23 protein-coding genes and 2 tRNA genes are annotated in these 26,147 nt (G+C 57.0%); 15 read left to right on the top strand and 10 right to left on the bottom strand.

The genetic code is table 11. From position 1 onward, the window contains the following. Positions 1-76: 76 nt before the first annotated feature. The 4 genes from CORAM0001_RS09415 (at position 77) to CORAM0001_RS09400 (ending at position 4,137) form a co-directional block, all read left to right on the top strand. The gene (locus CORAM0001_RS09415) at positions 77-727 is read left to right on the top strand and encodes a sigma-70 family RNA polymerase sigma factor (RefSeq protein ID WP_005511647.1); all 651 of its coding nucleotides are present in this window, start codon (positions 77-79) and stop codon (positions 725-727) included. Between the two features lie 164 nt (positions 728-891). Then, positions 892-1,830, top strand: coding sequence for a thioredoxin-disulfide reductase (gene trxB, locus CORAM0001_RS09410; RefSeq protein WP_005511625.1), 939 nt, complete (start codon positions 892-894; stop codon positions 1,828-1,830). Between the two features lie 393 nt (positions 1,831-2,223). After that, on the top strand, positions 2,224-2,544 hold the full coding sequence (gene trxA, locus CORAM0001_RS09405; protein WP_005511613.1) for a thioredoxin: 321 nt from the start codon (positions 2,224-2,226) through the stop codon (positions 2,542-2,544). 408 nt (positions 2,545-2,952) lie between these two features. Continuing rightward, positions 2,953-4,137: an N-acetylmuramoyl-L-alanine amidase gene (locus CORAM0001_RS09400; RefSeq protein WP_005511642.1), complete on the top strand. Its 1,185-nt coding sequence runs from the start codon at positions 2,953-2,955 to the stop codon at positions 4,135-4,137. A 26-nt stretch (positions 4,138-4,163) separates the two neighbouring features. Here CORAM0001_RS09400 and CORAM0001_RS09395 read toward each other — a convergent pair whose 3' ends face one another. The 8 genes from CORAM0001_RS09395 to rpmH form a co-directional block, all read right to left on the bottom strand. Further along, positions 4,164-5,117, bottom strand: a complete 954-nt coding sequence (locus tag CORAM0001_RS09395; RefSeq protein ID WP_005511618.1) for a hypothetical protein — start codon at positions 5,115-5,117, stop codon at positions 4,164-4,166. A gap of 11 nt (positions 5,118-5,128) precedes the next feature. After that, positions 5,129-6,406: a ParB/RepB/Spo0J family partition protein gene (locus CORAM0001_RS09390; RefSeq protein WP_005511614.1), complete on the bottom strand. Its 1,278-nt coding sequence runs from the start codon at positions 6,404-6,406 to the stop codon at positions 5,129-5,131. A gap of 21 nt (positions 6,407-6,427) precedes the next feature. Next, positions 6,428-7,384 carry a ParA family protein gene (locus tag CORAM0001_RS09385; protein WP_005511648.1) on the bottom strand — a complete coding sequence of 319 codons (957 nt, stop codon included), beginning with the start codon at positions 7,382-7,384 and terminating at the stop codon, positions 6,428-6,430. A gap of 279 nt (positions 7,385-7,663) precedes the next feature. Further along, positions 7,664-8,299 (bottom strand): 16S rRNA (guanine(527)-N(7))-methyltransferase RsmG, encoded by a 636-nt coding sequence (rsmG, locus tag CORAM0001_RS09380; protein ID WP_081451127.1) that lies wholly within the window; start codon positions 8,297-8,299, stop codon positions 7,664-7,666. Between the two features lie 321 nt (positions 8,300-8,620). Further along, positions 8,621-9,769: a membrane protein insertase YidC gene (gene yidC / locus CORAM0001_RS09375; protein ID WP_005511623.1), complete on the bottom strand. Its 1,149-nt coding sequence runs from the start codon at positions 9,767-9,769 to the stop codon at positions 8,621-8,623. 86 nt (positions 9,770-9,855) lie between these two features. After that, a complete protein-coding gene (yidD, locus tag CORAM0001_RS11110) occupies positions 9,856-10,188 on the bottom strand; it encodes a membrane protein insertion efficiency factor YidD (protein WP_005511649.1) in 333 nt (110 codons plus the stop codon). Continuing rightward, positions 10,148-10,528 (bottom strand): ribonuclease P protein component, encoded by a 381-nt coding sequence (gene rnpA, locus CORAM0001_RS09370; protein ID WP_005511651.1) that lies wholly within the window; start codon positions 10,526-10,528, stop codon positions 10,148-10,150. The genes yidD and rnpA overlap by 41 nt, the downstream gene beginning before the upstream one ends. 20 nt (positions 10,529-10,548) lie before the next feature. Further along, positions 10,549-10,686 carry a 50S ribosomal protein L34 gene (rpmH, locus tag CORAM0001_RS09365; protein ID WP_005511646.1) on the bottom strand — a complete coding sequence of 46 codons (138 nt, stop codon included), beginning with the start codon at positions 10,684-10,686 and terminating at the stop codon, positions 10,549-10,551. A 695-nt stretch (positions 10,687-11,381) separates the two neighbouring features. Between rpmH and dnaA the strand changes: the two genes are divergently transcribed. The 7 genes from dnaA (at position 11,382) to CORAM0001_RS09330 (ending at position 22,024) form a co-directional block, all read left to right on the top strand. Continuing rightward, a complete protein-coding gene (gene dnaA / locus CORAM0001_RS09360) occupies positions 11,382-13,130 on the top strand; it encodes a chromosomal replication initiator protein DnaA (RefSeq protein ID WP_005511638.1) in 1,749 nt (582 codons plus the stop codon). Between the two features lie 514 nt (positions 13,131-13,644). Continuing rightward, positions 13,645-14,835 carry a DNA polymerase III subunit beta gene (dnaN, locus tag CORAM0001_RS09355; RefSeq protein WP_005511615.1) on the top strand — a complete coding sequence of 397 codons (1,191 nt, stop codon included), beginning with the start codon at positions 13,645-13,647 and terminating at the stop codon, positions 14,833-14,835. A 9-nt stretch (positions 14,836-14,844) separates the two neighbouring features. After that, on the top strand, positions 14,845-16,044 hold the full coding sequence (gene recF / locus CORAM0001_RS09350; RefSeq protein WP_005511634.1) for a DNA replication/repair protein RecF: 1,200 nt from the start codon (positions 14,845-14,847) through the stop codon (positions 16,042-16,044). A 5-nt stretch (positions 16,045-16,049) separates the two neighbouring features. Continuing rightward, positions 16,050-16,712 (top strand): DciA family protein, encoded by a 663-nt coding sequence (locus CORAM0001_RS09345; protein ID WP_005511606.1) that lies wholly within the window; start codon positions 16,050-16,052, stop codon positions 16,710-16,712. Positions 16,713-17,001: 289 nt separating this feature from the next. Beyond that, positions 17,002-19,041: a DNA topoisomerase (ATP-hydrolyzing) subunit B gene (gene gyrB, locus CORAM0001_RS09340; RefSeq protein WP_005511643.1), complete on the top strand. Its 2,040-nt coding sequence runs from the start codon at positions 17,002-17,004 to the stop codon at positions 19,039-19,041. Between the two features lie 74 nt (positions 19,042-19,115). Then, positions 19,116-20,024 (top strand): alpha/beta fold hydrolase, encoded by a 909-nt coding sequence (locus CORAM0001_RS09335; RefSeq protein ID WP_244262051.1) that lies wholly within the window; start codon positions 19,116-19,118, stop codon positions 20,022-20,024. A 47-nt stretch (positions 20,025-20,071) separates the two neighbouring features. After that, positions 20,072-22,024, top strand: coding sequence for an alkaline phosphatase family protein (locus CORAM0001_RS09330; protein WP_005511641.1), 1,953 nt, complete (start codon positions 20,072-20,074; stop codon positions 22,022-22,024). Positions 22,025-22,037: 13 nt separating this feature from the next. Here the strand turns inward: CORAM0001_RS09330 and CORAM0001_RS09325 are convergent, their stop codons facing one another. After that, positions 22,038-22,376: a hypothetical protein gene (locus tag CORAM0001_RS09325; protein WP_005511632.1), complete on the bottom strand. Its 339-nt coding sequence runs from the start codon at positions 22,374-22,376 to the stop codon at positions 22,038-22,040. Continuing rightward, the gene (locus tag CORAM0001_RS09320) at positions 22,373-22,600 is read right to left on the bottom strand and encodes a hypothetical protein (protein WP_005511609.1); all 228 of its coding nucleotides are present in this window, start codon (positions 22,598-22,600) and stop codon (positions 22,373-22,375) included. Before CORAM0001_RS09320 ends, CORAM0001_RS09325 begins: the two co-directional genes overlap by 4 nt. A 256-nt stretch (positions 22,601-22,856) precedes the next feature. Here CORAM0001_RS09320 and gyrA point away from each other — a divergent pair, with 256 nt between their 5' ends. From gyrA to CORAM0001_RS09300, 4 genes are all read left to right on the top strand, one after another. Then, positions 22,857-25,373, top strand: coding sequence for a DNA gyrase subunit A (gene gyrA, locus CORAM0001_RS09315; protein WP_244262052.1), 2,517 nt, complete (start codon positions 22,857-22,859; stop codon positions 25,371-25,373). A gap of 4 nt (positions 25,374-25,377) precedes the next feature. Then, positions 25,378-25,710, top strand: a complete 333-nt coding sequence (locus tag CORAM0001_RS09310) for a DUF3566 domain-containing protein (protein WP_005511650.1) — start codon at positions 25,378-25,380, stop codon at positions 25,708-25,710. A gap of 202 nt (positions 25,711-25,912) precedes the next feature. Continuing rightward, a tRNA-Ile gene (locus CORAM0001_RS09305) sits at positions 25,913-25,986 on the top strand. A gap of 31 nt (positions 25,987-26,017) precedes the next feature. Next, positions 26,018-26,090, top strand: a tRNA-Ala gene (locus CORAM0001_RS09300). The last annotated feature ends 57 nt before the right edge of the window (positions 26,091-26,147 follow it).

The raw sequence follows: 26,147 nt of genomic DNA, 5'->3' as shown, positions 1-26,147 counted from the left end.
AATTCATCCACAGCCCGCGGTCTCCACGGCAGTTTTGCCAAGCGGAGAGCGCGGGTTTCGTGTTTGCATAGGAGCCATGAACTTTGGGGGAAGAAAACGAATTGGGGACGGTCACCGTAAGGCCCGCACGGGTCGGCGACTGGGGGACTATGGCGTCGTCGGCACGCGAAAGCATGCAACGGCCGACGAGATTGATCGTGAATTGTTGAAAGCGCACCTAGCGGGGGATCGTCGCGCGTTCGCGGTGTTGGCACAGCGTTATTACCCGCAGTTGGTAGCAATGGCGCGGCGCTATCGTCGGGATGATTTCGATCCCTTGGATGGGGTACAGGAGGGGTTGGCGCGGGCAATTGCGGGGGCGGCGAGTTTTCGCGGGCGTTCGACGGTGGCGACGTGGCTGACGTGCATTGTGAAGAATGCGTGTATTGACCACAACCGCGGTCGTTTTGGGGAGATCCCGCTCTGCGACAAAGAGGAGGATTTTGAGACGTTTATGAGTTCACAGCCGATTCCCTGCCCGGATGTTCCACTACGAGTGACTATGGCCGCCGCATTGGAGCAGTTGCCAACAGATCAACGGGATGCCCTGTTGTACTTGGACATTTTTGGGTATTCGCTGCAGGAGACCTCTCGCAGTATTGGGCAGCCGAGCGGGACGTTGAAATCTCGGCGGGCGCGGGCGCGTCGTACGCTTCGGCGACAATTGGAAGAAGTGCAGGTGGCCTAACAGCTGCGGAGCAGGGGAGAGGCTGGGGGAATAGAGATGGCGAACCTCACGTTGGTTGAGGTGGCTGGTTCCGGTAATTTCTTTCCCGGAGCTGAAAAATTTGCTTACTACTGAGCATCACTGTGCGCCATGTGATGTAAGAGATAAAAATTATAGGAGTCTTCATGAGCGATATCGTTCACGACCTGATCATTGTCGGTTCCGGTCCCGCCGGCTACACGGCTGCCACCTACGCAGCCCGCGCCGACCTGAAGCCTGTGGTGTTCGAGGGCATCGAGTTTGGCGGTCTGCTTATGACGACTACCGACGTGGAGAACTACCCAGGTTTCTCCGAAGGCATCATGGGGCCGGAGCTGATGGATCAGATGCGCGCACAGGCTGAACGCTTCGGCGCTGACCTGCGCATGGAGATTGTCGATCGCATGGATCTCACCGGCGATATCAAGTCTGTCTGGGTTGGTGAAGAAGAGCACAAGGCTCACGCTGTCATCCTGGCGACCGGTGCCGCTCCGCGTTATGTCGGCGCTCCGGGCGAGCAGGCGCTGCTTGGTCATGGCGTCAGCGCCTGTGCCACCTGTGATGGTTTCTTCTTCCGCGACCACGATATCGCCGTCATCGGCGGCGGTGACTCCGCAATGGAAGAGGCAACCTTCCTTACCAAGTTCGCCCGCTCGGTGACGATTGTCCATCGCCGCGATGAATTCCGTGCATCGAAGATCATGGTCGAGCGCGCGCAGAACAATGACAAGATTCGCTTTGCGACGAACAAGGTTGTGTCCCAGGTTCTTGGTGAGGACAAGGGTTCAGTTACCGGTCTCGAGCTGGAGGACACCGTCACTGGCGAGAAGTCCGTCCTGGATGTGACTGCCATGTTCGTAGCAATTGGCCACGAGCCACGTTCGCAGATGGTTCGCAATCAGCTGGACTGCGATGAGAATGGCTACATTCAGGTAGCCGCTCCGAGCACCCAGACGTCCCTCAAGGGTGTCTTTGCGGCGGGCGATGTTGTTGACTCGCATTACCAGCAGGCGATTACTGCCGCTGGTTCTGGCTGCAAGGCTGCGCTGGATGCCGAGCACTATCTGGAAACTGTTGCTCGATAGCTGACACCAGCGCAGTCGTGATAGCTGGACAAACACCTAATAGTTGAGGTAGCGCAATTGTTGGCCAAGGCCAACGATTGTAGACGTCCAACTATTGGGAATACCTTATGGTCGGTCAGCCCAATTGTTGTTAGCTGCAGCTCAACCAGTGCGTAGCGGGACGTGCTAAAGCCCGATACGCCCCGTACCCCTCGAGCATTTGCAGCGTTCCCAAGAGCACCATTAATTAACAACTTAGTACTTCACCCGCACCACCGGAAGCCCTAATTTCTGACGCCTTTAGCGCCAAATCCGTACGCGAGGCTGAAGAAGCTAGGTTGAAAAATTAGAATCAAGACCACAAATCAAAACCACTGAGAACTCAAGCGAGCTCATTCTAAGGAGAAGAATTTTATGGCTCCGGTAACCGTCACCGCCAACACCTTTAAGTCCGATGTCCTCGAATCCGATAAGCCGGTACTTGTTGATTTCTGGGCAGAGTGGTGTGGCCCGTGTAAGAAGATTGCTCCCGTTTTGGACGAGGTTGCGACCGAGCTCGATGGCAAGGCCGTCATCGCCAAGGTCAACGTCGATGAGGAGCGTGCACTGGCTGGCATGTTCCAGATTATGTCCATCCCAAGCCTGCTCCTATTCAAGGACGGCAAGAAGGTCGAAGAGATTCGCGGTGTCCGCCCGAAGGGCGAAATCACGACGCTCATCGAAAAGCATCTTTAAGAAACTTGGGGTTGCTCCTTTCTGATACGAGTCCGCAACTGTCCACCCGTCACTTCGCTACTGCCACCTTCGTTGGACACACCCCATTAAGATGTGACTGAAGTTGTGGTTGTGACTTAGAGTTAGTCTTGGGGTTTTGCCGTCGGGCTAGCCGACGCGCCCTCGTAACAATCAATTCGCGCCTGCGACCTGGTAATCTTGCTGGAAATGGCGGTTTACGTCTTCCTTAATACCGTGAAGGAGCCAGGTTGCCGCCAACTTGAGAGGCATTGCTGACCAAATTCTCTGAGAGTGCTTGGAGTTTCTTAACTGAAGTTTCGTTTAGCTCACTGGCCAGTAATACTGATTAAGTGTTGTGAGGACCCACAACGGTTTGAACATAATTGTGGAGTTCGGAAGGGAGTTTTCGTGCCAGAGTTTCTGAAGGTGGGCGATAGGTCACCTCGTGTTGCCGAGGTACGTTCTACCCTGGCTCGTCTTGGGCTTCTGCCCAACTGGGAGGGCTCAGCTGCAGAGGAGAACTCGCCTCAGTGGTCTGGTGACGATGACCTCTTTGATGAGGATATGCGCAACGCTCTCCTGGCGTTCCAACAGTCCCGCGGTGTCTATGCCGACGGGATCATCCGCGACAGCACCCTGCGCCTGCTGCGAGAAGCTTCGTACACTCTGGGCACCCGCGTACTGTCCTACGATCCACTGTCACAAATGACCGGCGAAGACGTAGGCGTCCTCCAAGCTACCTTGCAGGAACTCGGTTTCCACGATGCCCGAGTAGACGGCCACTTTGGCCCGAAGACCGACGCCTCTGTACGTGAATACCAGCTCAATTACGGGCTGGAGCCCGACGGAATCTGTGGCCCCGTTACTCTCCGGGCGCTCAGCTACTTGGGCAGGAGGGTTACTGGTGGCTCGGTAAACGCCTTCCACGAGAAGGAAATACTGCGCACGATGGGGCCGAAGCTCTCTGGCAAGCGCATTGTCATTGATCCAGGCCTTGGGGCAGGGGAGCCCGGCATTGTGGTCGACGGCCCCTACGGTCAGATTTCTGAAGAAGAGATTCTTTGGGATTTGGCCTCTCGCATTGAAGGTCGCCTTGTCGCGGCAGGTGCAGAAACTATTCTGTCTCGTCCTCGTACCGACAATCCGTCCATCGAAGATCGGGCTGAGATGGCCAACGCCTTTGGCGCTGACATCTTCATCTCTCTGCAGGCTGACCACTATCACAACAACCGCGCCAGCGGTATTGCGACTTTTTACTTCGGCTCGATGAAGGGCTCCAACTCCATTCTGGGCGAACAGCTCTCTGGCCTTATCCAGCGGGAGATTGTTGCCCGTACGAGCCTGGTGGACTGCCGCTCGCACGCCCGTACCTGGGATCTCCTCCGTTTGACCAGGATGCCCACGGTGGAGGTCGCCGTTGGTTACCTGACCAACGAGGATGACGTCGCAATTCTTTCTTCCCCAGATCAGCGGGACGTAATTGCCGAATCTATCGTTGTCGCTGTAAAGCGTCTGTACTTGGGCGATGAAGAGCAGCAGCCAATGACCGGCGCTTACAGCTTTGCGCAGCTGATTGAAGAGGAAAAAGCCTAAGCACGGCCGGCCTATGCAACCCGGCGCTAAAGACTGAACAGCTTTGAGCGCATAAAGGATTCTTTCGCACTTAGATCCAACGCACGGCCGATTTCTTCGTCCCAGTCCAATTCCGCATCCAACTCGATACGGAGTTTCGGATGAATCGGATGTGGAGTCACCACCCGAAACCCGGAGTCAAGCAGAGTTCGCGTACGAATTAAATCACCGGCGTTATGGTTAATCGCCGCCAACGAATCTGAAATACATGGCTTCGGATTTAGCTTTTCTTCGAGTTGCGCCTCGAAATCAGCGATTAGATTCTCCGTACCGTCGTCAGGCGTTGGCGATGACGGCGTGAGTGCCGACATAGAATCGGTTGTTCCACTGCAACCAAACGCCTCTACCGCTGAAATCCCGCGCAGCGCGAGCTTGTGCAGAGCAGTCACAATGAGCACGCGGAGCATGTCATCGTCAACCTCTAAAGCGTTGTAATGCAAACTCGTCAGCGCAATCGCATCCGGCGATACTGGTCCGGAAGGCATGGAAAATGTCGTCGGACAGAACCGCGGGGGAGCAAAGAGGAGCGTGCCGACGGTCTCAGGTTTCCCATCGATAAGTGATGCCGGTGGCTTTCGCCGTAGCGAATATCCGCACGGCCCCCAGGAAAGGTAGACGGCATTGAGCCATGCTTCCTTCTCCAAGCGCACCTGGGCGGCTAAATCAGAGCTTAAATCGCCATTTAAGGGGCTCTCGCTAGCATCTGCTGGCCGAGTAGCGGGATGGCCCTCCGAATACTTTAAATCGCCGTTGAGCGCTTCATCCTCTTTTCGCGTGCGGGGGTCCAAATTAGGGTCGCGCGGCTCAGTCGAGAAGTGGGGTAGGGCAGTTGCAGTACGAATATGCTCCATGCCCTGTTCCCAAAACAGGCTTAACATCGTCTCCGAATAGATGCCATCGATGTCGGCCAGCGAAATTTTCTCGATGAATACTTCAGTCACAGTAACCGGATTTACTCTTCGTCGAGATGCATCAGTGACATGATGCGATCAAAGTCCTCGAGGTTGCCGAATTCGATAACGATTTTGCCCTTACGCTTGCCCATCTGGGCAGTCACCTTCGTATCAAAAGAATTGGACAGGCGATCAGCCCAATTGTGGAGAACCTCCGGCTGCGGTGTGGGCTCGCGGTGCTGCTTCTTCGGCCGCTCGCCGGCATTGAGTAATGTCACTGCCTCTTCGGTCGCACGGACCGATAGTCCTTCAGCAACAATTCGCTCAGCGAGGCGCTGCTGCGCTTCCTTACCTGCCTTAACTCCAAGCAAGGCACGTGCGTGACCAGCCGACAGAACACCGACCGCTACTCGTCGCTGTACCTCCACCGGCAACTGCAAGAGTCGAATCATGTTGGTAATAACGGGCCGCGAGCGACCGATTCGATCCGCCAGCTCTGCCTGAGTTACACCAAACTCTTCGAGCAGCTGCTGGTACGCAGCGGCCTCTTCGAGTGGGTTCAGCTGAACGCGATGGATATTCTCTAGTAGGGCATCGCGAAGCATGTCCTGGTTTGGAGTATCGCGAACGATGGCGGGAATCGTGTCGATCCCAGCTCGCTGAGAAGCACGCCAGCGACGTTCACCCATAATGATTTCAAACTCGGGTTGCGGCGCGTTCGCATCTTCCTTGCGCGCTGCCTCGAGTGCCGCCGCACGACTATCCTCAGAGATTGGCCGTACGATAATCGGCTGCAATAGGCCGAACTCACGAATAGAGTGAGCGAGCTCATTCAGGGGCTCCTCATCGAAGACCTCTCGTGGCTGCTTCGGGTTCGGCGTGATCAGCTTCAAGTCGACCTCGCGATAGGTCGCGCCAAACTCGTTTGCGGCCGAAGCGTCAACATCGGTAGCTTCGGCGCCGCTATGGTCCGCTAATCTCGACGTCGTCGAGGACGATGTTTCACGTGAAACATCACTAGACTTGCCAATAGGTTTATCGTCACTGTGACGTTTCTTTGCCGCCTTGGTATAAGGCTTGCTCTGCCCGGATTTTGCAGATTTTCCGGCGTTTTTCCCCTCAGTCAACGAGGTGCCGGATCCCGTCGCGGCGGCGCCCAGTACATCGGCGACTCCGCTACCCCCAGACTGATTCGTCCCCTGGGTACGGCGGGGACCGAAGATAATATCCGCGGCACTCTCACCTACCGACGGGTTAGCCGCCGGAGCAGTTGGGATCAGCGCAGCGATACCGCGACCGAGCCCTCCTTTGCGGTTGTCCTTTTTTTGATTCGACATCGGTTACTACTCCTAGTGGCTTTAATTTCTCTCAGTGGAATTGGACGGGGTAGGGGAGGAAGCTGGTTTTTGCCCAATCGCACTTCCACCCGGAACTGCTGAATAGTCCCCACGCGTTGCCAATTCCTTCGCGGCATCAAGATAAGCAACTGCGCCCCGAGACCCCGGATCGTAGGAAATTACGGTCTGCGAATATCCCGGCGCCTCCGATACCTTCACGGATCGAGGGATGAGATTACGTAGAACAACGTCACCGAAGTAGTTACGAACTTCATTGGCAACTTCTTCTGAAAGCTTGGTGCGCCCATCGAACATGGTAAGCAGCACAGCAGAAATATGCAGCTCCGGATTAAGGTGCTGACGAATCATCTGCACGTTATTCATCAGCTGAGTCACACCCTCCAAGGCGTAAAACTCACACTGAATCGGTATCAAAACCTCGTTGGCGGCAGTCATTGAATTCAAAGTCAACAGACCGAGCGAAGGAGGGCAGTCAATAATGAGAAAGTCGAAGCCGTTGTCGATCAAGTACTGATCTGGAACCGCATCGAGAAGTCGGCGCTCGCGGTTCAGGAGCGAGACCAGCTCAATCTCGGAACCCGCCAAGTCCAACGTCGCTGGCACACAGAAGAGGTTCTCAGATTCAGGGGAACGCTGGATGACATCATCAATCTGCAGCTCGCCAATCAGAAGCTCATACGTTGACGGAGTCCCGGAAACATGCTCAATCCCCAGTGCCGTAGAAGCATTACCCTGCGGGTCATTATCGATGACTAGAACCTTGAGACCATGCCGCGCAAGCGCCGAAGCGATGTTGACTGCCGAGGTGGTCTTACCCACGCCACCCTTCTGGTTGGCGATAGTAATACGGCGCGGACGCTCGGGGCGTGGAAGCGACAAACGGTTCGGGGCCTTAACTTGCGCCGCCCGTTGAGCTGCCGCAGCGATGGGTGTGTCTTGCCAGGACTTCCGGCTCATTAACTATTCCCCTTACAAGCACAGCAATCACCAATCATGGCCATTGGAGTGCGAATAAAAACTTAGTAACTATCTGCAAAAGCGTAATCATCAAGCCCCAACAACCGTTAGACGCCGACGATTGTGGAAATGTTTCACGTGAAACATCCACCTTGATCGGTAGGACTTTGCCATACCGCGATACTTATCCCACTCTAGCCCGACGGCACTACGCGCCTCAATGTCGAAACCAAAACACAAGCGAACGCGAAGCGGAGTAGGGGAGGGGGGACTTACAACCTACTTCTTCTGGATAATCACGGCGTACGTCGAAGTTCCCAACATGGAACCGCCAACCTCTACGACGCGGGGATTAATTCCCTTCGCCTTGGCAATAAGCTTTGCGTCCCGATCGATTTCTTCTTGGGCAGTTCCACCTTTCAGTGCAACCATCGCGCCTCCAGATTTAACTAAAGGAAGTGACCACCCCGCCAACTTCCCAAGAGGAGCAACAGCGCGTGAGGTGACGACGTCTACTTGGCCAACCTCAGCGCGAACCGCTTTTTCCTCAGCGCGTCCGCGAACCACCGTTACATTGTCCAGCTCAAGATCCTTCACAACTTCATTCAAAAAAGTTGTACGACGCAGCAATGGTTCTACAAGAACCACCTTCAAATCCGGTCGTGCAAGAGCAAGCGGAATCCCGGGCAAGCCTGCCCCCGAACCAATGTCCGCAACTACAAGCCCTTTGCCTATCGCTTCTCCAACTACCGCGGAATTGATAATGTGCCGATCCCACAGCTTTGGAGTTTCACGAGGCCCAATCAAACCCCGGACTGTAGCCTCTTCAGCCAACCAGGAATGATAGCGGTATGCTCGATCGGCATTCTCTCCAAACACGGTGTTTATCACTGAACGCAAATCAGCATCGACCAAACCTGCGGAGGCTTCTTGCTTATCTACGTCCTTCGCGGAGTTATTCAATAGTTCCACTAACCTTTCCAATGGGGCAGCTGTGCCGTCACCCGTCGACCTTTTCAATACCCCTAGTGTACGACAGTGCAACAGCGATGTTTCACGTGAAACATTGACTGGGGATGGATACCCAACTCCAGGCCCCATAGGAAATAACACGCCTGTAATAACAGTGCAGTTGTTTCCGTTAGCGAGCACCAAGGCAAGCAAAAACGCCCCGCATCAAATTGCGGGGCGTTCCGATTAATTAACTGATGTAGACGAAGGGCGATTCTACTTCAGCTATTTCTTTTTGCGCTTCCGGTTCTTCCGATTTGCGGGTTTCTGCCCTGGCGCTGGCTTCGAGGCTGGGCCCTGCTGTCCCTTCCCCGAATTACCATCCGGAAGATGGCTAGAAGCCTTGTTCGCTGCAGAGGCCTGGCCGGACTGCGCCTGCTGCGCATTCTGCGCCGCCTGACGCTTGCCACCCTTCTTCGGGTTGATTGGCTTCTGACCGACCTTCGGAGCGAGCTTCTCCTGCGCCTCGCGCTTAGCGGCCTTCTTAGCTGCGATAGCTTCCTTCTCTTCCTCATCCAGCTTGCCGAAGATGTAACGCTGCTGGAAGTAGGTCCACACGTTATTAGTCACCATGTAGACAAGAAGGCCGATGTGCCAGAAAGCACCGGTAACAAGAATCATGATTGGGAAGAACCAGAGCATCATCTTGTTCATCATGTCCATCTGCTGACCCATAGGGCCTTCCTGACGCTTCACCAGACCGGCTTCCTGGCGGGCACGCGTGCGCTCAACAGACATGCGAGCGTTGAAGTGCGTTGCCAGTGCCGCGATAACAATCAGCGGGATGGCAACGATCATGATGTCCATGCGGGTGAAGTCCGCAGGCGTACCAGGCACGGTAAAGGCTGCGTATTGATCCTCACCCATTCCAACCGAACTGGACAGTGGGGCATTGAGCACACGAGCCAGCAGGAAGGACCGCACCTCATCTACACCGAAGATGTAGTTAGGCGTATTCCAGTTCTGTTCCACCGACATGCCGAGTGCATTGCCGGACGTACCCGTTCGGTTAAACGAACGCAGCACGTGGAAAAGACCAATGAACACAGGCATCTGAACCAGAATCGGCAGACAGCCACCGAGCGGGTTGACACCCATTTCCTTCTGTAGCTGGCGCATAGCAAGAGCCTGAGCCTGCTGATCGTTCTTGTACTTCTCCTTGATGGCCTGCATCTCAGGAGCGAGCTGCTGCATCTTGATGGCAGAACGCTGCTGGTTCAGCATCGGCTTAAACAGGAGGATACGGATGGTGACCACAAGCAAAATAATGGCCAGCACCCATGAGATACCCGAGGAGGGATCGAATAGGAAACCTGAGGCCTTATGCCAGAACCACAGGATGGCCGAAATCGGCCAATACACGAAATTGAGCACGGTCTAAGATCACTCCGTTCTTTAGGGGACAGCGCACTCGCGCCTTCGTCTACAAAGCCCTGTCAAAGGCTAAGCATTACTAGAGGTTACCTGTGCATTCGCTTGAACCACGAACCCAGGCCGGGGAATGTAGCAGGAACTGGATCCCAGCCGCCCGGATGCCAGGGTGCGCAACGGAAGATACGCAGGAGAGTCAGCCACAGGCCACGAATAGCTCCGAAGCGGCGCACGGCCTCAAGACCATATGCGGAGCACGTCGGTTCAAAACGACATGTGCTCGTTGGCTTCAGATTAGAGATACGACGGCGGTAGAAGAGAATCGCCCTCTCAGCCACACGTGCACCGGGGGCCTGGGCGAGGGGGCCGTCGTCAAGCGAATTAGCGCCGACGTTCGTATGTAGCGAGTGCCGATTGCACATCGTGGGACAGCTCCTGGCTGGTGGCTGTGGCAGAAGCGGGCAGCGCGCGAACGACAATGTCCATAGTGGACGGGAGATCCTGCGCGGCCGCGGCCATAACATGGCGGAGCTTGCGGGATACGGCGTGACGAGTCACGGCGTTGCCCACAGCTTTAGATACGACAAGACCGACACGCGGACCACCAAACCTGGCAATCTGCGTATCGGTCTTATCTTCACCGCCAGAAGCGGCGGTGTCACGGATATGCAAGACCAAAGTCTTGCGTCCGATTCGGCGTCCACGTCGTACGGTGACCGTGAAGTCACGCGAAGAACGCAGCTTATTGCTCTGAGGGAGCACCGAAATCGGCGTCCTCTTACTTAAGCGGACAGGCGGGCACGGCCCTTGCTGCGGCGTGCTGCCACAACGGCGCGACCGGAACGGGTACGCATACGGGTACGGAAGCCGTGCACGCGTGCACGACGGCGGTTATTCGGCTGGAACGTCCGCTTCGACACGGTTGACACTCCTTGAAACTCAAACGACCACGAGTCCACGCTGAACACACCGCAGTAAACCCCTCGCTTCGAGTGCGAGGCAGCGATGCGTCTGACGCATTCCCGTGATGCACGGAAAAATTACTTACCGACAGAATGAAAGCTACAAGCGTTCTGTCGGGTCCAAGCACGAGCTCGGACTCATATCTCAATGGATATGAAACACCCAGATAGGGTACGTCGAATCGAGCGAGAAATTCAAATCAACACGCCGGATTTACCTGGAGAATCATTTTCCAAGTTTTCCAACGGTACCGATGTTGACCTGTGGAAATACTGACCTATGCACCGCAATCCACAGGGTGTTTATCCAATCAGCTGTGGATAACTTCCACACCATGAATCACAGCGAGCAGGGGAAATAACGCGTTTACCTAGGTAAACGCAGACTAGGGGGCTATTTTTCATTGTGGGCAAACTGTGGATAAACTGTTAGTCAATTAGCGACGATGTTTATCCACAGGTGTGGACAAACGTGTGGAAGTCCTGCTCGGGGCGTATAGCGCCTTGTGTAGAAACACCCCACAGGGCGAATTACAAGAAATAGCCCCCAAATGGGCAGATATGGCACTCTCGCCATGCCAAAAAACACTCCACAAAAACAGGTCGCCTCGATAAATTTGATGAACGTAAACATGTAAAAGGACATTCACACAGTGAGCGAACAACCAGAATTGCCAGGTGGACTCTGGGAGCAGGTCGTTTCTATCCTGACTTCACCAGAAGGTGCGCCGGAGTTGGGTATTGCACCACTACGCCCGCCACACAAGGCACTGCTGCGGTCAGTGACGCACACTGGTGACTTTCCAGGTTTTTTCCTGCTCAGCACTCAATCGCCCGTAGTGCAGGCGCTGGTAAAAGAAGAGCTCAAGGGCATTATCGAGGCCGTCTTAGCTTCGCTGACCGGCGAGGAGTTGGAAACGGTCATCACCGTTGCTGATCCTGCTGACGACGCTGAAGATAGCCAGGCGGCGGAGGCCACTCAACCATCTGCACAGCACTCGGGACAGACCCCATCTGCAGCTTCGCGTCCGCAGCAGGCTCAGCGTCAACAGCCAAACCAGCAGCACCAGCAGCAGTCTGGCCGTAACTACCCGTTCCCCAATGCAGATACGAACGACTTCAATCTCCACGAGCAGCACCAGGGATCGACGCAGACGCCACAGGTGACGCAGACGCACCAACCGAATGTCCATAATCAGCAGAGTGCCCAGTCACAGCGCCGATCGATGGACGCCGTAGATTCGATGGCGCAGGGGCTTTCGCACTCATCTGCCGAAAATCCGATGACTATTGCTGATCAGCGCCAGGTCACAAGTCCTTTCCGCTCCGAGAGTCACGGCACTCCAACCGAGATGAGCATGCCTTTCGAGGAGCCCACCCTCAACCCGAACTACACCTTCGAGACCTTCGTTATTGGTCCGCAGAATAAGTTCGCCGCCGCAGCCGCCGTCGCTGTTGCGGAGTCTCCGGGGCGCACCTACAACCCGCTGTTTATCTCCGGCGGTTCGGGTCTTGGCAAGACACACCTGCTCCACGGCATTGGCCACTACGCCAAGCATTTGTACCCTAACCTGCGGGTTCGTTACGTTTCCTCGGAAGAGTTCACCAACGACTTCATTAATTCCGTGCGTGACGACGCCCAAGAATCCTTCAAGCGTCGCTACCGCGATTTGGACATGCTCATCATCGATGACATCCAGTTCTTGGAGGGCAAGGAAGGTACACAGGAAGAGTTCTTCCATACGTTCAATGCCCTGCACCAGTCCAATCACCAGATTGTGCTGTCGTCGGACCGCCCACCGCGGGAGCTTAAGACTCTGGAGGATCGCCTTCGTACCCGCTTCCAGTGGGGGCTCAATCCGGATCTGCAATACCCGGACTTGGAGACGCGAATCGCAATTCTGTCGAAGAAGGCACAGCTGTCTGATCTGGCCGTTCCGCATAATGTACTCCAGTACATCGCGGAGAACACCTCGTCTTCTATTCGCGAGCTCGAGGGGCGTCTACTGCAGATTAGCGCTCACGCATCCATGATTCATGAGCCTGTGACCTTGAAGTTTGCACAGGAGATCCTCGGTGCCGACGAAATCGAGGTGCAGATTACTCCGGAGATCATCATCTCCACCACGGCTGAGTACTTCGACCTAACGGTTGCAGATTTGGTGGGCCCGGGTAAGACTCGCCCGGTCGCTCATGCACGCCAGATTGCGATGTACCTGACGAGGTCCTTCACCGAGCTTTCGTTGCCGTCGATTGGCCGGGAGTTCGGAAATCGTGACCATTCGACGGTTTTGCACGCTGAACGCAAGATTGTTAAGGAAATTCAGGAGAAGAAGCCCTCAAAGGACCAGGTCAACGACCTGACCACACGCATTCGAGATCGAGCTCGTGGAACGGCTTAAAAAACCTTGGGTTCGGCGTGCGGAATTCTTGTTATTAACTGCGGTTTTTCCGTGCACAGAGCTGTGGACAACTCGTAAATTTTGTGGATGAAAGATGAAGCCCGAACTCTATCCACAGACACCCCAAGTTATCCACAGTTAGACGCACTGGTTATCCACAGCGCGAAATCAGTGAAGACCAGCGGGAATCATGTAATTTCACAATGTGCACACCCCCTATTACTACTCCCGACTTTAAAAATCTCTAGAAACTTCTAGATAAAAGGGGGCCTGCGCACAACCCCGGGCAAACAACCTCTGGCGCACAACTTTAAAAATGCCAAGAACGAGTAAGAACTACGATTAAGCACTAGACGGACTACAAGAATCCCAGTGAGGTCTTTGGCAGTCTGCAGTAGAGTTGTACGATGGAATCTTTGTAACTCCAGTCATGTGTGCTGACATAGCGCGCTGACAATACAAAAGACGGCTAATAAACGGCTAAAAACAGACATCCAATACCGGTGGAGGAACGATGGAGCAGACCGAAGTCCGTATTCGCGCGGCTAAGGACGATCTCGCGGGTGCGGTGAGCTGGGTTGCTCGTAACCTGCCTGCACGCCCGACTCAGCCGATTCTGCGTGGCATGATTTTTCTCGCGGATGACAATGGTTTGCAGCTCGCTGGCTATGACTACGAGGTCTCCACTCAGATTCGTATTAGCGCAGAGGTCGATGAGCCCGGTCGCTTCGCCGTCAATGGCAAGTTGGTTTCTGACATTGTTTCTAAGCTGCCGAATAAGCAGGTAGAGATGCACTTTGATGGCACGAAGGTCATCGTTCGCTGTGGTTCTTCCCGCTTCGAGCTGCCAAGTCTGACCTTGGAGGATTACCCGCAGCTACCGGAAGCTCCGGCTGCTACCGGCACTGTCGATGCCGCTCTGCTGGCCGAGGCTATTGGTCAGGTCGCTGTCGCTGCCGGCAAGGATGAGTCGCTGCCGATGCTGACTGGCATCCGGATGGAAACCGAAGGTAACGAGGTCACTCTCGCTGCCACCGACCGTTTCCGCCTGGCGGTTCGCAGTTTCGAGTGGGAGCAGGTCCCGGAGGGTGAGACCAAGCTGCTCATCCCGGCCAAGACCTTCGCGGAGACCGCCCGCACTCTCGATACCACTTCTAGCGAGCCAGTGACCTTGGCATTCGGCGACGGATCCGATGATCGTGAGGTCGGCTCCGAAGGCCTGCTGGCTATCCTCGCAGATCCCCGTCGCACTACCACGCGACTGCTGGACGCCGAGTTCCCGAAGTTCCGCCCGCTACTGCCGAAGCAGCATTCCTCCATGGCTGTTGCCCGTGTTGACCAGCTGCAGGATGCCATCCGTCGTGTGTCTCTGATGGCGGATCACGGTGCGCAGATTCGTATGGACTTCTCCGACGGTCAGGTTGTCCTTTCCGCTCATGGAGACGAGGTTGGTCACGCAGAAGAGACTGTGGCCTGCAACTTCTATGGTGAACCACTTCTGATTGCCTTCAACCCGCAGTACCTGCTCGAGGGGCTCAGCGCTGTTCGCTCCCATCGTGTTTTGCTGGGCTTTACGCAGCCGTCGCGTCCTGCGATTCTCATTCCGGAGCCGGAAGCCATTCCGGAGCTCGGTGAGGACGGCTTCTACCCAACGCCGGAGACCGACTTCACTTACCTGCTGATGCCTGTGCGCCTGCCGGGCTAGTCTGCGGCTATGCACATTCGGTATTTGTCCTTGCGGGACTTCCGCTCCTGGCCGGAGTTGGAAGTCGAGTTCACGCCTGGAATTACCGTATTTACCGGGCAAAATGGCTACGGCAAGACCAATATCGTCGAGGCCGTTGGGTATCTCTCCACGCTCGGTTCGCATCGAGTTTCTATGGATGCTCCGCTGGTTCGTTCGGGGACCCCGTCGGCACGCATTTCGGCGACGGCGGTCAATGATGGCCGCGAGCTGACTGCGCATCTGCTCATCAATCCGCATCGCGCGAATCAGGCGCAGATTAATCGCACGAGGCTGAAGTCCCCGCGGGAGCTGCTGGGGATCGTCAAGTCAGTCTTTTTCTCGCCCGAGGATCTCACGCTGGTCAAGGGCGAGCCCGCTTCCCGTCGCCGCTACATCGACGATTTGCTCGCTTTACGACGGCCACTGTCCGCCGGTATCCGTATTCAATATGACAAGATTTTGCGTCAGAAGAATGCGCTGCTGAAGTCTGCGGGCTCGACGCTGCGCCGTGGCTATTCTTCCTCGGAGGGGCAGGCCGCACTGAGCACGCTGGATACCTGGGATGCGCAATTGGCGCAGGTGGGAGCGGCGTTAATGGCTGCGCGCATGGACTTGATTGCCGAGCTTTCCGAACATGTCAGCGAGGCCTATGCCACGCTTGCCCCGCACTCGCGCCCAGCCACGATTGCCTATGCGCCGAAGGTCGACAGCCTGGATGGCGGGCCATTGCCCAGCGAACCGGAGCTGCTGGAGGCATTGCTGCTGACGAAGATGGCGGAGCGCCGCACCGCGGAGATTGAGCGCGGTTCCTGTCTCGTTGGTCCGCATCGCGATGATCTCGACCTCATTCTCGGCAATGACCCCGCCAAGGGCTTCGCTAGCCACGGCGAGACCTGGTCTTTTGCACTCGCGCTGCGCCTCGGTGCGTACTTTTTGCTCCGTGCCGATGGGCCCGACCCGATTTTGGTACTTGACGACGTGTTTGCGGAGCTCGACCGGCATCGTCGGGAAGCTCTCATGGAGATCGCGCAGCAGGCTGAGCAGGTGTTAATCACCTCGGCGGTCGGAGAGGAGTTGCCTCAGGCACTGATCGACGATTCTTCGGTGACTCATCACACGGTGACGGTGGCGCAGACTGAGCAGGGGCGAATCTCGCTTCTGGATGAAAAACCAGTCGCGGAAGAGTGACGGGTATGGTCGAGAACATGGAGCCGGATAACTCACCGGAAGAGGAAAATGACCTGATCAGCGACGCTTTCTTCCGCATGCGCGATGCCGCTAAGGAGGGCGGTCACAAGTTACCGAATCTCCAGCGGCCACCGAAGAAGAAGGGCTCGTGGTCTGGCCTCGATAGCCGCGTGCCTGTGAAGGCCGCGGAGGGGATTGTTGCGGACGTCGATAAGCAGCGGGCAGCGCAAGCAGTGGTGCGAGATCGTGCCGGTACGGTAATTTCGCCGAGCCTGTTGAAGGAGGCGGGGATTCGGCTGTACCGGAAATATGACCGTCGACCTGCGCCGATTGGTGCGGTGCTGAATAAGGCAGTAGTTGATCGCGGTTGGCAAATCCACATTGCCCACGGTGTGATCATGACGGAGTGGGATTCGATGGTCGGCAAGGTTGTTGCGGAACACTCCCAGGTCAAGGAGTTCAAGGACGGCACTTTGGTGGTTGAGTGCCAATCGACAGCATGGGCAACACAGCTGCGGCTAGCGCAGCGACAGGTTTTGAAGTCGATTGCGGAACGCGTCGGCGATGGGGTGGTTGAGGAAATTAAGGTGCTGGGGCCGAAAGCGCCGAATTGGCGCAAGGGCAAATTACACATTGAGGGCCGAGGTCCGCGTGATACTTACGGGTAAAGGTCGGTAAACGGTCTACGAATAGCCGTCGGTATGCGTAAAACTGCGAAATTTGGTCCTTTGAGCGCATCGGCTATATCCACAGTAGGGGACTACGTTGGGGTAAGATGGGCAGGAGAATACCGGCAGGCGGTTCTTGAGACGTTATCGGCATCCAAACTAGCCAGACCTATCTAGTAGTCCTATGTAGTTCTGGCTGGCGCCGATAGCGCTTGACCGCCGGCCTATTTTTCGCGCGCTGACGAATGTTGCGCGGGGAGAGAACCAAGAATAGGAGACGCGCCGAACCGTGGCTGCTACCGAACATCAATATGACGCCTCATCGATTACCATCCTCGAGGGCCTCGAGGCCGTGCGTAAGCGGCCGGGTATGTACATTGGCTCGACTGGTGAGCGTGGCTTGCACCACCTGGTGTGGGAGGTTGTAGACAACTCCGTCGACGAGGCGATGGCGGGTTATGCCACCGATGTTGAGGTCACTCTGCTGGAAGACGGCGGCGTTCAGGTCCGCGATAACGGCCGTGGTATTCCTGTCGAAATGCACCCGTCGGGCATGCCGACGGTGCAGGTGGTTATGACTCAGCTGCACGCCGGCGGCAAGTTTGACTCCGAGTCCTACGCTGTTTCCGGTGGTCTGCACGGTGTGGGTATTTCGGTGGTTAACGCGCTGTCGACGCGTATGGAAACTGAGGTCATCCGCGATGGCTACACCTGGTACCAGAACTTCGACCAGGCCGTTCCGGAAGAAATTATCCGAGGTAAGAAGACTCGTGGTTCGGGCACCACGCAGCGTTTCTGGCCGGATCCGGAGATTTTTGAGACCACCGATTTCAAGTTCGACACCATTTCTCGCCGCCTGCGCGAGATGGCGTTTTTGAACAAGGGCCTGACCATCACGTTGGTCGACAAGCGTGTCTCCGAGGAGGAGCTCGAGGCTGAGGCTCTGGCGGAGCAGGCGGAGACCGAATCCGCTGAGATCGCCAAGGATGCGGCTGAGGAGCAGAAAGAGAAGACAGAGAAGACCACCAAGCCGAAGGAGCGCCGCAAGGTCTTCCACTACCCGAATGGTCTGCGGGATTATGTCGAGACTCTGAACAAGTCGAAGAACATCATCCACCCGACCATCATTTCCTTTGACGCTGCTGGCGAAGGCCACGAGGTCGAGATTGCCATGCAGTGGAACTCGGGTTACTCCGAGTCGGTGCACACCTTCGCCAACACCATTAACACCATTGAGGGTGGCACTCACGAAGAGGGTTTCCGTTCTGCGTTGACATCGCTGATGAACCGCTATGCGCGTGAGCATCGTCTGCTGAAGGAGAAGGAAAATAACCTCTCCGGCGAGGACTGCCGTGAAGGTCTCGCTGCCGTGATTTCGGTGAAGGTCGCCGATCCACAGTTCGAGGGCCAGACAAAGACGAAGCTGGGTAACACCGAGGTGCGTTCCTTCGTTCAGCGCATGACCAATGAGCACATCGGTCACTGGCTGGAGGCCAATCCGGCTGAGGCTAAGGCCATTGTTAACAAGGCCATTGCTTCGGCGCATGCCCGTCAGGCGGCTCGTAAGGCCCGCGACCTGGTGCGTCGTAAGTCCGCGACCGATCTTGGCGGTCTTCCGGGTAAGTTGGCGGACTGCCGTTCGAAGGACCCGAAGCAGTCCGAGCTGTTCATCGTGGAGGGTGACTCCGCAGGTGGTTCTGCAAAGGCAGGCCGAAACTCACTGTTCCAGGCCATTTTGCCGCTGCGCGGTAAGATTTTGAACGTCGAGAAGGCGCGCCTGGATAAGACGCTGAAGAATAACGAGGTTCAGGCCATTATTACGGCGCTGGGTACCGGTATTCACGACGAGTTCGATATCGAGAAGCTGCGCTATCACAAGATTGTGCTGATGGCCGATGCCGACGTCGATGGTCAGCACATTGCCACGCTGCTACTGACGCTGCTGTTCCGTCTGATGCGTCCACTGATTGACGAAGGGCACGTCTACCTCGCTCAGCCACCGCTGTACAAGCTCAAGTGGGCCAAGGGTGAGCCGGGTTACGCCTACTCAGATGCTGAGCGAGATCAGCTGCTGGAAGAGGGGCTGGCCGCCAACCGCAAGATCAACAAGGACGATGGTGTTCAGCGTTACAAGGGTCTCGGTGAGATGAACGCCGCCGAGCTGTGGGATACCACCATGGATCCGGATCACCGCGTGCTGCGTAAGGTCGCCCTCGAGGACGCCCAGAAGGCGGACGAACTGTTCACCATTCTGATGGGCGATGACGTCGCTTCACGACGTTCGTTTATTACCCGTAATGCGAAGGACGTTCGCTTCCTCGACGTCTAAGCCGATACCTAGTCTAGTTATCGGCTTGTCGGTTCCCCTGACAAAACCTCAGTTCAGCCATTAATGTTTATGAAATGGAAGATACTCGAGGAAGCATGGTCAACGGGGAACCGCCAGTCGAGCCACGTATTGTGCAGGAGACATTGCCCGATGGCTCCGTGACCCCGATGGCGCTTCGGACTCCCGAAGGTACGCCTCGGGGCATTGTCATTATTTGGCCGGGCTTTGGCATGGGGGCTCGCTATTACCGGCCGATTGCCCAAGAGTTACAGCGTAGAGGTTTTTGCGTCCTGACCTCGGAGTTGCGTGGCCAGGGTAACCAGACTGCGGTGTCCACCCGCCGTCACAATTGGGGCTACCAGGATCTTGCATCGGTGGATTACCCGTTGGCCGTGGCGCGCGCCCGCAAGGAGTTTGACCAACTCGCGGTGGGGGAGGCCACCGGGGAGAAGCTACCCGTTTATTTGCTGTGTCATTCCATGGGCGGTCAGATTGCCTCGCTGTATCTGGCCCGACCGGAAGCGGACGTCGCTGGTGTAGTGATGGTTGGCTCCGGTACCCCGCACTACAAGTGTTTTACTGGTAACGAGTACAAGCGGCTTCGCTATGGCGCACCGTTTATGCAGGTGGTATCCCAGATTCTGGGTTATTGGCCAGCGGGCAGGTTTGATGTGGCCGGCTACGGCCGACAGGCCCGTAACCATGTGGTGGAGTGGGCGCGCTTCTCTCGCACGGGTCTCCTGCGGCCACGCGGTGCAGACATCGACTACGCCACTGAGATGCCGAAGGTAACTACCCCGGCGTTGTTGTTGAACTGCGGTGGTGACCGTGACTGCCCGGCGGAGTCAGCGCAGGCATTGGCGCGGATGTTGCCGAATTCGGCGAAGTACGAGTTCATTGAGCAGCGCCTGGGACATAACCGCTGGGCGCGTGAGCCGCAGGCTGTGGTCGACCGCCTGGAGCAGTTTATCGAAGAAATTTAAACCGCAGTTTTCCAGTCTGTAATCTGCGCTTCTTAACATAGATGCCTATGGCAACTTCACCTAAAAATATATCTGAGTTTTCCCGTCGGCACTTCCTGCAGACCGCCGCAGGAGTCGGTGCCGTCACCGCTGCGAGCACGCTGCTGCCACCATCACTGCGCCACGCGCTCGCGCAGCCCCGACCGGCTGGCTCTCTTGACCAGATTGAGCATGTCGTCGTGTTAATGCAGGAAAACCGCTCTTTTGATCACTACTTCGGCACGCTCCGAGGTGTGCGAGGGTACAACGACAATTCCGCTTTGCCGGGCGTTTTCAACCAGGGTGGGGTCAGTCCATATCTAATCCGCAACGCCGCTAATCGCGGTGATCTCTCGGTGGAGTACATTGCGAGTCTGCCGCACGGTTGGGAAGACGGGCAGGTTGCACTAAACGGCGGCCGCTGTAACGGCTGGATCGAGGCCAAGGGCAAGGGCACGATGGCCTGCTATGACCGCCAGGACATTGCGTTCCAATTCGCTCTCGCAGAGACTTTCACCATCTGCGATGGTTACTTTTCCTCGATGCCCACGTCGACAAGCCCGAACCGCAACTACCTGTTTTCGGGCGATACCCGAAAGGAACCGTGGGGGACTGGAGCGGTGGGCAATGCCGCATACTTGCCGACGCACTCGGGGTACACGTGGCGCACGTTTGCCGAGGATCTCTCGGCGGCCGGGGTGCCGTGGCGTGTTTACCAGGAGTGGGATAACTACACGGACAACAATTTGGATTTCTTTGCCGCGTTTCGAAATATTGGCCGCAAGGTCATTCGTGAGGCCGGGCTGCCGGGACTCGATTTAACCGGTTTTTATGAGCTGCTTACTGCACTCGGCGATGGCACGCCGCCAACTACAGAGCAGCAGGAGATGGTCGATCGCCTGAATGCCGCTGTGGAGAAGCTGCCTGACGCGGAACGGGATCTCTATGATCGCGCGCTGCACCGCCGCCAGCCGGGCACGCTAGCCGACGCTTTCCGACGAGATGTTGAATCCGGGCAGCTGCCAAAGGTGTCCTGGATTGTGCCTTCGGCCGCGGAAAGTGAGCATCCGGGAGCGTCCTCGCCAATTCAGTCGGCGAATATCACCTACCGTCTGTTGGATGCGTTGGCCTCCAATCCGGAAGTGTGGGCCAAGACGGTCTTCCTGATTAACTTTGACGAGTTTGATGGTTACTTCGACCATGTGGTCCCGCCGCTGCCGCCGAAGAATGAGCCGGGGGAGTGGTACCTGGGCAAGCCGAAGGGGCTCGGTTTCCGCGTCCCGATGACTGTCATTTCACCGTGGTCGGTGGGTGGTTTGGTTTCTTCGGAGGTCTTCGATCACACCTCGGTGATCCGTTTCCTGGAGCAGGTTACTGGCGTGAACTGCGGAAATATCACCGATTGGCGTCGTCGGATATGTGGTGATTTGGTATCCACACTGGACTTCACGGCATCGGCGGGAATGCAGCTTCCGGAGCAGCCGGGACCAGCGCCGGAGTTTGTGAAGCGCTGGAAGGCGGAGCCGGCCGGTGACTATCCGGTGCAGGAGTCCGAGCAGGCGACCGCGCTGCCAACACCGTACCGGCTTCACGCCTACCTTAAAGACGGCAACCTTGTGCTGGTCAACGACGGTTCCCGCGAGGCTGTTTTCGCTGTCTACAGTGGTAACAAGGTAGAGCACCACACCGTGCTCGGCACGTTAGAGCTGCGAGTCGGACTTCTAGACCGCGAACTTACCGTGTGCGGTCCGGACCGCTTCCTGCGTGTATTCAGCAAGGCGGCGAAGGAGTTGCCGGAGGTCACTTTGAAGCACGCGGCGGGACGTGTTCTCGTCGGAGGGCAGGACCGAACGGCTGATTATGTCCGTGATGGCTGGTACGAGGTCGAGCTGACTGAAGGTGAGGCCACGGCGTATTACACGGGTCGACTGGAGTCCGGCAATCGCATTCCGACGAGCCCGTTCGCCCGAAAAATCGACTAGGCCTTGTTACTGGCTAGATGCCGCTTTTGACCAGTTTCCACGTCTCTGCGAATGACACTTCTTCGCCATTGGTGGTGAGGAGTATGTGTGCAAGTAGTGCGCCCAGCGCGGTGTTTCCAAGACTCAGTGGTTTCACGTGAAACGTTGCGTAAGCGACCGCTTGTGCAGCCGCAGAAACCGTGGGAAAGCTACGGTGACCAGCAATGACACCTGAGCTGGCGGCAGCAATGGCGCTGATTGCCCATGGTCGCACAAGCGTAGCGTCAGCCAATTCCGGCACTTTGGCCGCCAGTTCGTCGGTAGCCGCCAGGATTGCGGCCTCGCTGAGAGGCTGAATCTGGGGCCTGCTCATTCCTGTGCTCCCCGGGGCCTTGGGGAGCTCAACTTTCGCAGCAGCGCCATGTCGGTATCAATTACGCTTGCCGTAATTTCCCGGGCCTGACCTTGTTGAAGGGCTCTCGCGGCGGCGGATTCGATGGCGCGAATAACGGCCTCGTGTTTAGACACGCCCTCCATGTGCGCCAGCAGCGCCAAGGCGGTGTCCTGTTCTTTCGTGAGCCTCAAGGTCATTGCCATCGCATTTTCTCCTTGCTGCCTAGCTTGTGCCGTCTTATTCGTCTCTACTAGGCCTAAACCCCAGATTTGATACCACAATGGTATCGAAAAGTTGCACACGACGTCGTAAAGCGTGCTCTAAAGCCCTGTAGAATGGGTGGGAACCTCTTTTAAGTAAAGGAAGCAGTCATTGAGCGACGATAACAACAACGACGGCTCATCCTTCGGAAGTGGAGTATTGGGCCACCAGGTTCGCCCGATCGACATCAATGAAGAGATGCAGTCGAGCTATATCGACTACGCCATGAGCGTGATTGTGGGCCGTGCGCTGCCGGAGATTCGTGATGGTCTCAAGCCGGTGCACCGCCGCATTCTCTACGCCATGTTCGACAACGGCTACCGCCCGGAGCGCGGCTATGTGAAGTCCGCTAAGCCGGTTTCGGACACGATGGGTAACTACCACCCGCACGGCGACAGCGCTATTTACGACACCATGGTGCGCATGGCGCAGCCGTGGTCCATGCGCTATCCGCTTGTCGACGGTCAGGGTAACTTCGGCTCCCGCGGTGACGACGGCCCCGCAGCTATGCGTTATACGGAGGCCCGTCTGACGCCGTTGGCCATGGAAATGGTGCGCGACATTCGCGAAAACACCGTCGATTTCCAGCCGAACTATGACGGTCGTACGACAGAGCCTGTTATTCTGCCGTCGCGTGTCCCGCAGCTGTTGATGAACGGCTCCGGCGGTATTGCCGTCGGTATGGCTACCAACATCCCACCGCACAACCTTCGTGAGGTTGCGGATGCCATTAACTGGTGCCTGGACAACCCGGATGCGGATGAAAAGACCACGCTGGATGCGGTCATGGAACGCATCAAGGGCCCGGATTTCCCAACTGCCGCCCAGATTGTCGGCGACAAGGGCATCAAGGAGGCCTACACCACCGGTCGCGGTTCGATCCGCATGCGCGGTGTGACCTCGATTGAGCAGGAGGGCACTCGTCAGTCGATTGTCATCACTGAGCTGCCGTACCAGGTCAACCCGGACCGCATGATTGCCAACATCGCAGATCAGGTCAAGGATGGTCGTCTGCAGGGCATTGCCTCCATTGATGACGAATCCGACCTGAAGTGGGGCATGCGTATCGTCGTCAAGCTCAAGCGCGACGCCGTACCGCGTGTGGTGCTGAACAACCTGTACAAGCACTCCCAGCTGCAGACCAGCTTCGGTGCGAACATGCTCGCCATCGTCGACGGTGTGCCGCGTACGCTGCGCATTGACCAGATGGTGACGCTGTACGTCGCCCACCAGATTGAGGTCATTGTCCGACGGACCCAGTACCGCCTGGACGAGAAGGAAAAGCGTGCCCATATCCTGCGTGGTCTGGTCAAGGCCCTGGATATGTTGGACGAGGTCATCGCCCTGATTCGTCGGTCCGCCACGGTCGATACCGCACGCACGGGCCTGATGGGTCTGCTCGACATCGACGAGATTCAGGCTGACGCCATCCTGGCGATGCAGCTGCGTCGTCTGGCTGCTCTGGAGCGCCAGAAGATTATCGACGAGTTGGCTGAGATCGAGCTCGAGATCGCCGACCTGAAGGACATCCTGGCTAACCCGGATCGTCAGCGCGCCATCGTCAAGGAAGAGCTGGGCGAGGTCGTGGAGAAGTACGGCGACGACCGTCGTACCCAGATCGTGGCCGCTGAAGGCGACGTCACCGAAGAGGACCTCATCGCCCGCGAAAACGTGGTTGTGACCATTACCTCCACGGGCTACGCCAAGCGCACCAAGGTCGATGCCTACAAGGCACAGCGCCGTGGTGGCAAGGGCGTGCGCGGTGCGGACCTGAAGCAGGACGACATTGTCCGCCACTTCTTCGTCTGCTCCACGCACGACTGGATTCTGTTCTTCACCAACAAGGGTCGCGTCTACCGTCTCAAGGCCTACGAACTGCCGGAGGCCACTCGCGCCGCCCGCGGTCAGCATGTCGCCAATCTGCTGGAGTTCCAGCCGGAGGAGCGCATCGCCGAGGTACTGCAGATTCAGAGCTACCAGGACAGCCCGTACTTGGTGTTGGCCACCAGCGAGGGCAAGGTCAAGAAGTCTCGCCTGGAGGACTACGAGTCCGCTCGCTCCGCTGGCCTGATTGCCATCAACCTGCGCGAAGGCGACTCTCTCATCGGTGCTCGTCTGTGCTCTGCTGACGATGACCTGCTGCTCGTCTCTGAGCGTGGCCAGGCCATCCGCTTTACGGCTTCCGACGACGCGCTGCGCCCGATGGGCCGCGCCACCGCTGGTGTCCAGGGCATGCGTTTCAAGGGCGACGACAAGCTGCTCAGCATGGTCGTGGTCGAGGAAGAGCACAACCTGCTGGTCGCCACGACCGGCGGCTTCGGCAAGAAGACCAAGCTCAGCGAGTACACCCCGCAGAACCGCGGCGGTATGGGCGTGCTGACGCTCAAGTACGACCCGAAGCGTGGGCCGCTGATGGGCGCCCTGGTGGTCGACAACGACGATGAAATCTTCGCTGTCACCTCCGCCGGCGACATCATCCGCACCAACGTCAACGAGATTCGCGCCACCTCGCGTGCCACCAAGGGCGTGCGCCTGGTCAACCTCGCTGACGGCGTGGAACTGCTGGCTATCGACCGCAACGTTGAGGACGAGGGTGAGGAGACCGCTTCCAAGGTCTCTGAGGCCGGAACCCTGGACGTAGTCCCGAAGCGCACTGGCGCCGCCAAGAGCACCGGTGCCGCTGAGTCCGGTGACTCGGAGGCAGAGAAGGAGTAAGCGCATGGCCGAAACTAACTTGGTAGTCGACAAGGTGAGCCCCTGGTCCGCTATGCGCATTACGGCGGCCACTGGTTTCATTGGCTTCCTCGTCTGGCTTGCCGCGGTTGGCCTGCTCTACCTCTTGCTCTCCGGGATGGGATTGCTCGCTCCGATCAGTGAAATGGTCGGCGGGGAGGATTCCATCAGCGCGGGTCTTGTCCTTGGCCTGGCGGCCGCTGTAGGAGCGCTGTGGTGGGTGCTGTCAATTGGGTTCATGGCCCTCGGCGCGGTCATCTACAACGCTTGCGGCGGTCTCGTCGGAGGTCTCAAGATTTCGCTTGCCGACGACAGCTAGGCTGCCTAGCTTCCCGCTGACCCCGGTGTCACCCCCGTTCGGTGGCGCCGGGGCCGCGTTGGTTCAGAGGTGTTTTCAGCAATCTGGTCGTGGAGTAGCCGTAATAGCTACTTAATGACTGCTTTTAACTGAATATTTAGGCCTCTGACCAGGCGATTTGTGAAGTGTCATAGTTACGGGTTAAGTTATATCTCGTTCCACGGGGCCTATAGCTCAGGCGGTTAGAGCACTTCGCTGATAACGAAGGGGTCGGAGGTTCAAGTCCTCCTAGGCCCACTACCGAACAAGGTATAATTGCTCGGTGTATGGGGCTTTAGCTCAATTGGTAGAGCACCTGCTTTGCAAGCAGGAGGTCAGGGGTTCGATTCCCCTAAGCTCCACAAGGAACAAAAGCCCCCGGTCGTAAGGCCGGGGGATTTTTGCTTTGCTGGATTCAA

This window comes from Corynebacterium amycolatum SK46, from assembly GCF_000173655.1.
Classification (GTDB): Bacteria; Actinomycetota; Actinomycetes; order Mycobacteriales; family Mycobacteriaceae; genus Corynebacterium; species Corynebacterium amycolatum_A.
Note: the sequence above shows the minus strand (reverse complement) of the source record. Positions and strands in the feature narration are given on the sequence as shown.

Bases quoted from the DNA above. Each gene is read 5' to 3' on its own strand.
- trxA (WP_005511613.1), top strand. From the start codon at position 2,224: ATGGCTCCGGTAACCGTCACCGCCAACACCTTTAAGTCCGATGTCCTC.
- CORAM0001_RS09310 (WP_005511650.1), top strand. From the start codon at position 25,378: ATGGCCGAAACTAACTTGGTAGTCGACAAGGTGAGCCCCTGGTCCGCT.
- CORAM0001_RS09385 (WP_005511648.1), bottom strand. From the start codon at position 7,384: ATGAGCCGGAAGTCCTGGCAAGACACACCCATCGCTGCGGCAGCTCAA.
- CORAM0001_RS09390 (WP_005511614.1), bottom strand. From the start codon at position 6,406: ATGTCGAATCAAAAAAAGGACAACCGCAAAGGAGGGCTCGGTCGCGGT.
- gyrA (WP_244262052.1), top strand. From the start codon at position 22,857: ATGCAGTCGAGCTATATCGACTACGCCATGAGCGTGATTGTGGGCCGT.
- recF (WP_005511634.1), top strand. From the start codon at position 14,845: ATGCACATTCGGTATTTGTCCTTGCGGGACTTCCGCTCCTGGCCGGAG.
- trxB (WP_005511625.1), top strand. From the start codon at position 892: ATGAGCGATATCGTTCACGACCTGATCATTGTCGGTTCCGGTCCCGCC.
- CORAM0001_RS09325 (WP_005511632.1), bottom strand. From the start codon at position 22,376: ATGAGCAGGCCCCAGATTCAGCCTCTCAGCGAGGCCGCAATCCTGGCG.
- CORAM0001_RS09330 (WP_005511641.1), top strand. From the start codon at position 20,072: ATGGCAACTTCACCTAAAAATATATCTGAGTTTTCCCGTCGGCACTTC.
- dnaN (WP_005511615.1), top strand. From the start codon at position 13,645: ATGGAGCAGACCGAAGTCCGTATTCGCGCGGCTAAGGACGATCTCGCG.
- CORAM0001_RS09320 (WP_005511609.1), bottom strand. From the start codon at position 22,600: ATGGCAATGACCTTGAGGCTCACGAAAGAACAGGACACCGCCTTGGCG.
- CORAM0001_RS09415 (WP_005511647.1), top strand. From the start codon at position 77: ATGAACTTTGGGGGAAGAAAACGAATTGGGGACGGTCACCGTAAGGCC.
- CORAM0001_RS09345 (WP_005511606.1), top strand. From the start codon at position 16,050: ATGGTCGAGAACATGGAGCCGGATAACTCACCGGAAGAGGAAAATGAC.
- yidD (WP_005511649.1), bottom strand. From the start codon at position 10,188: ATGTGCAATCGGCACTCGCTACATACGAACGTCGGCGCTAATTCGCTT.
- CORAM0001_RS09335 (WP_244262051.1), top strand. From the start codon at position 19,116: ATGGAAGATACTCGAGGAAGCATGGTCAACGGGGAACCGCCAGTCGAG.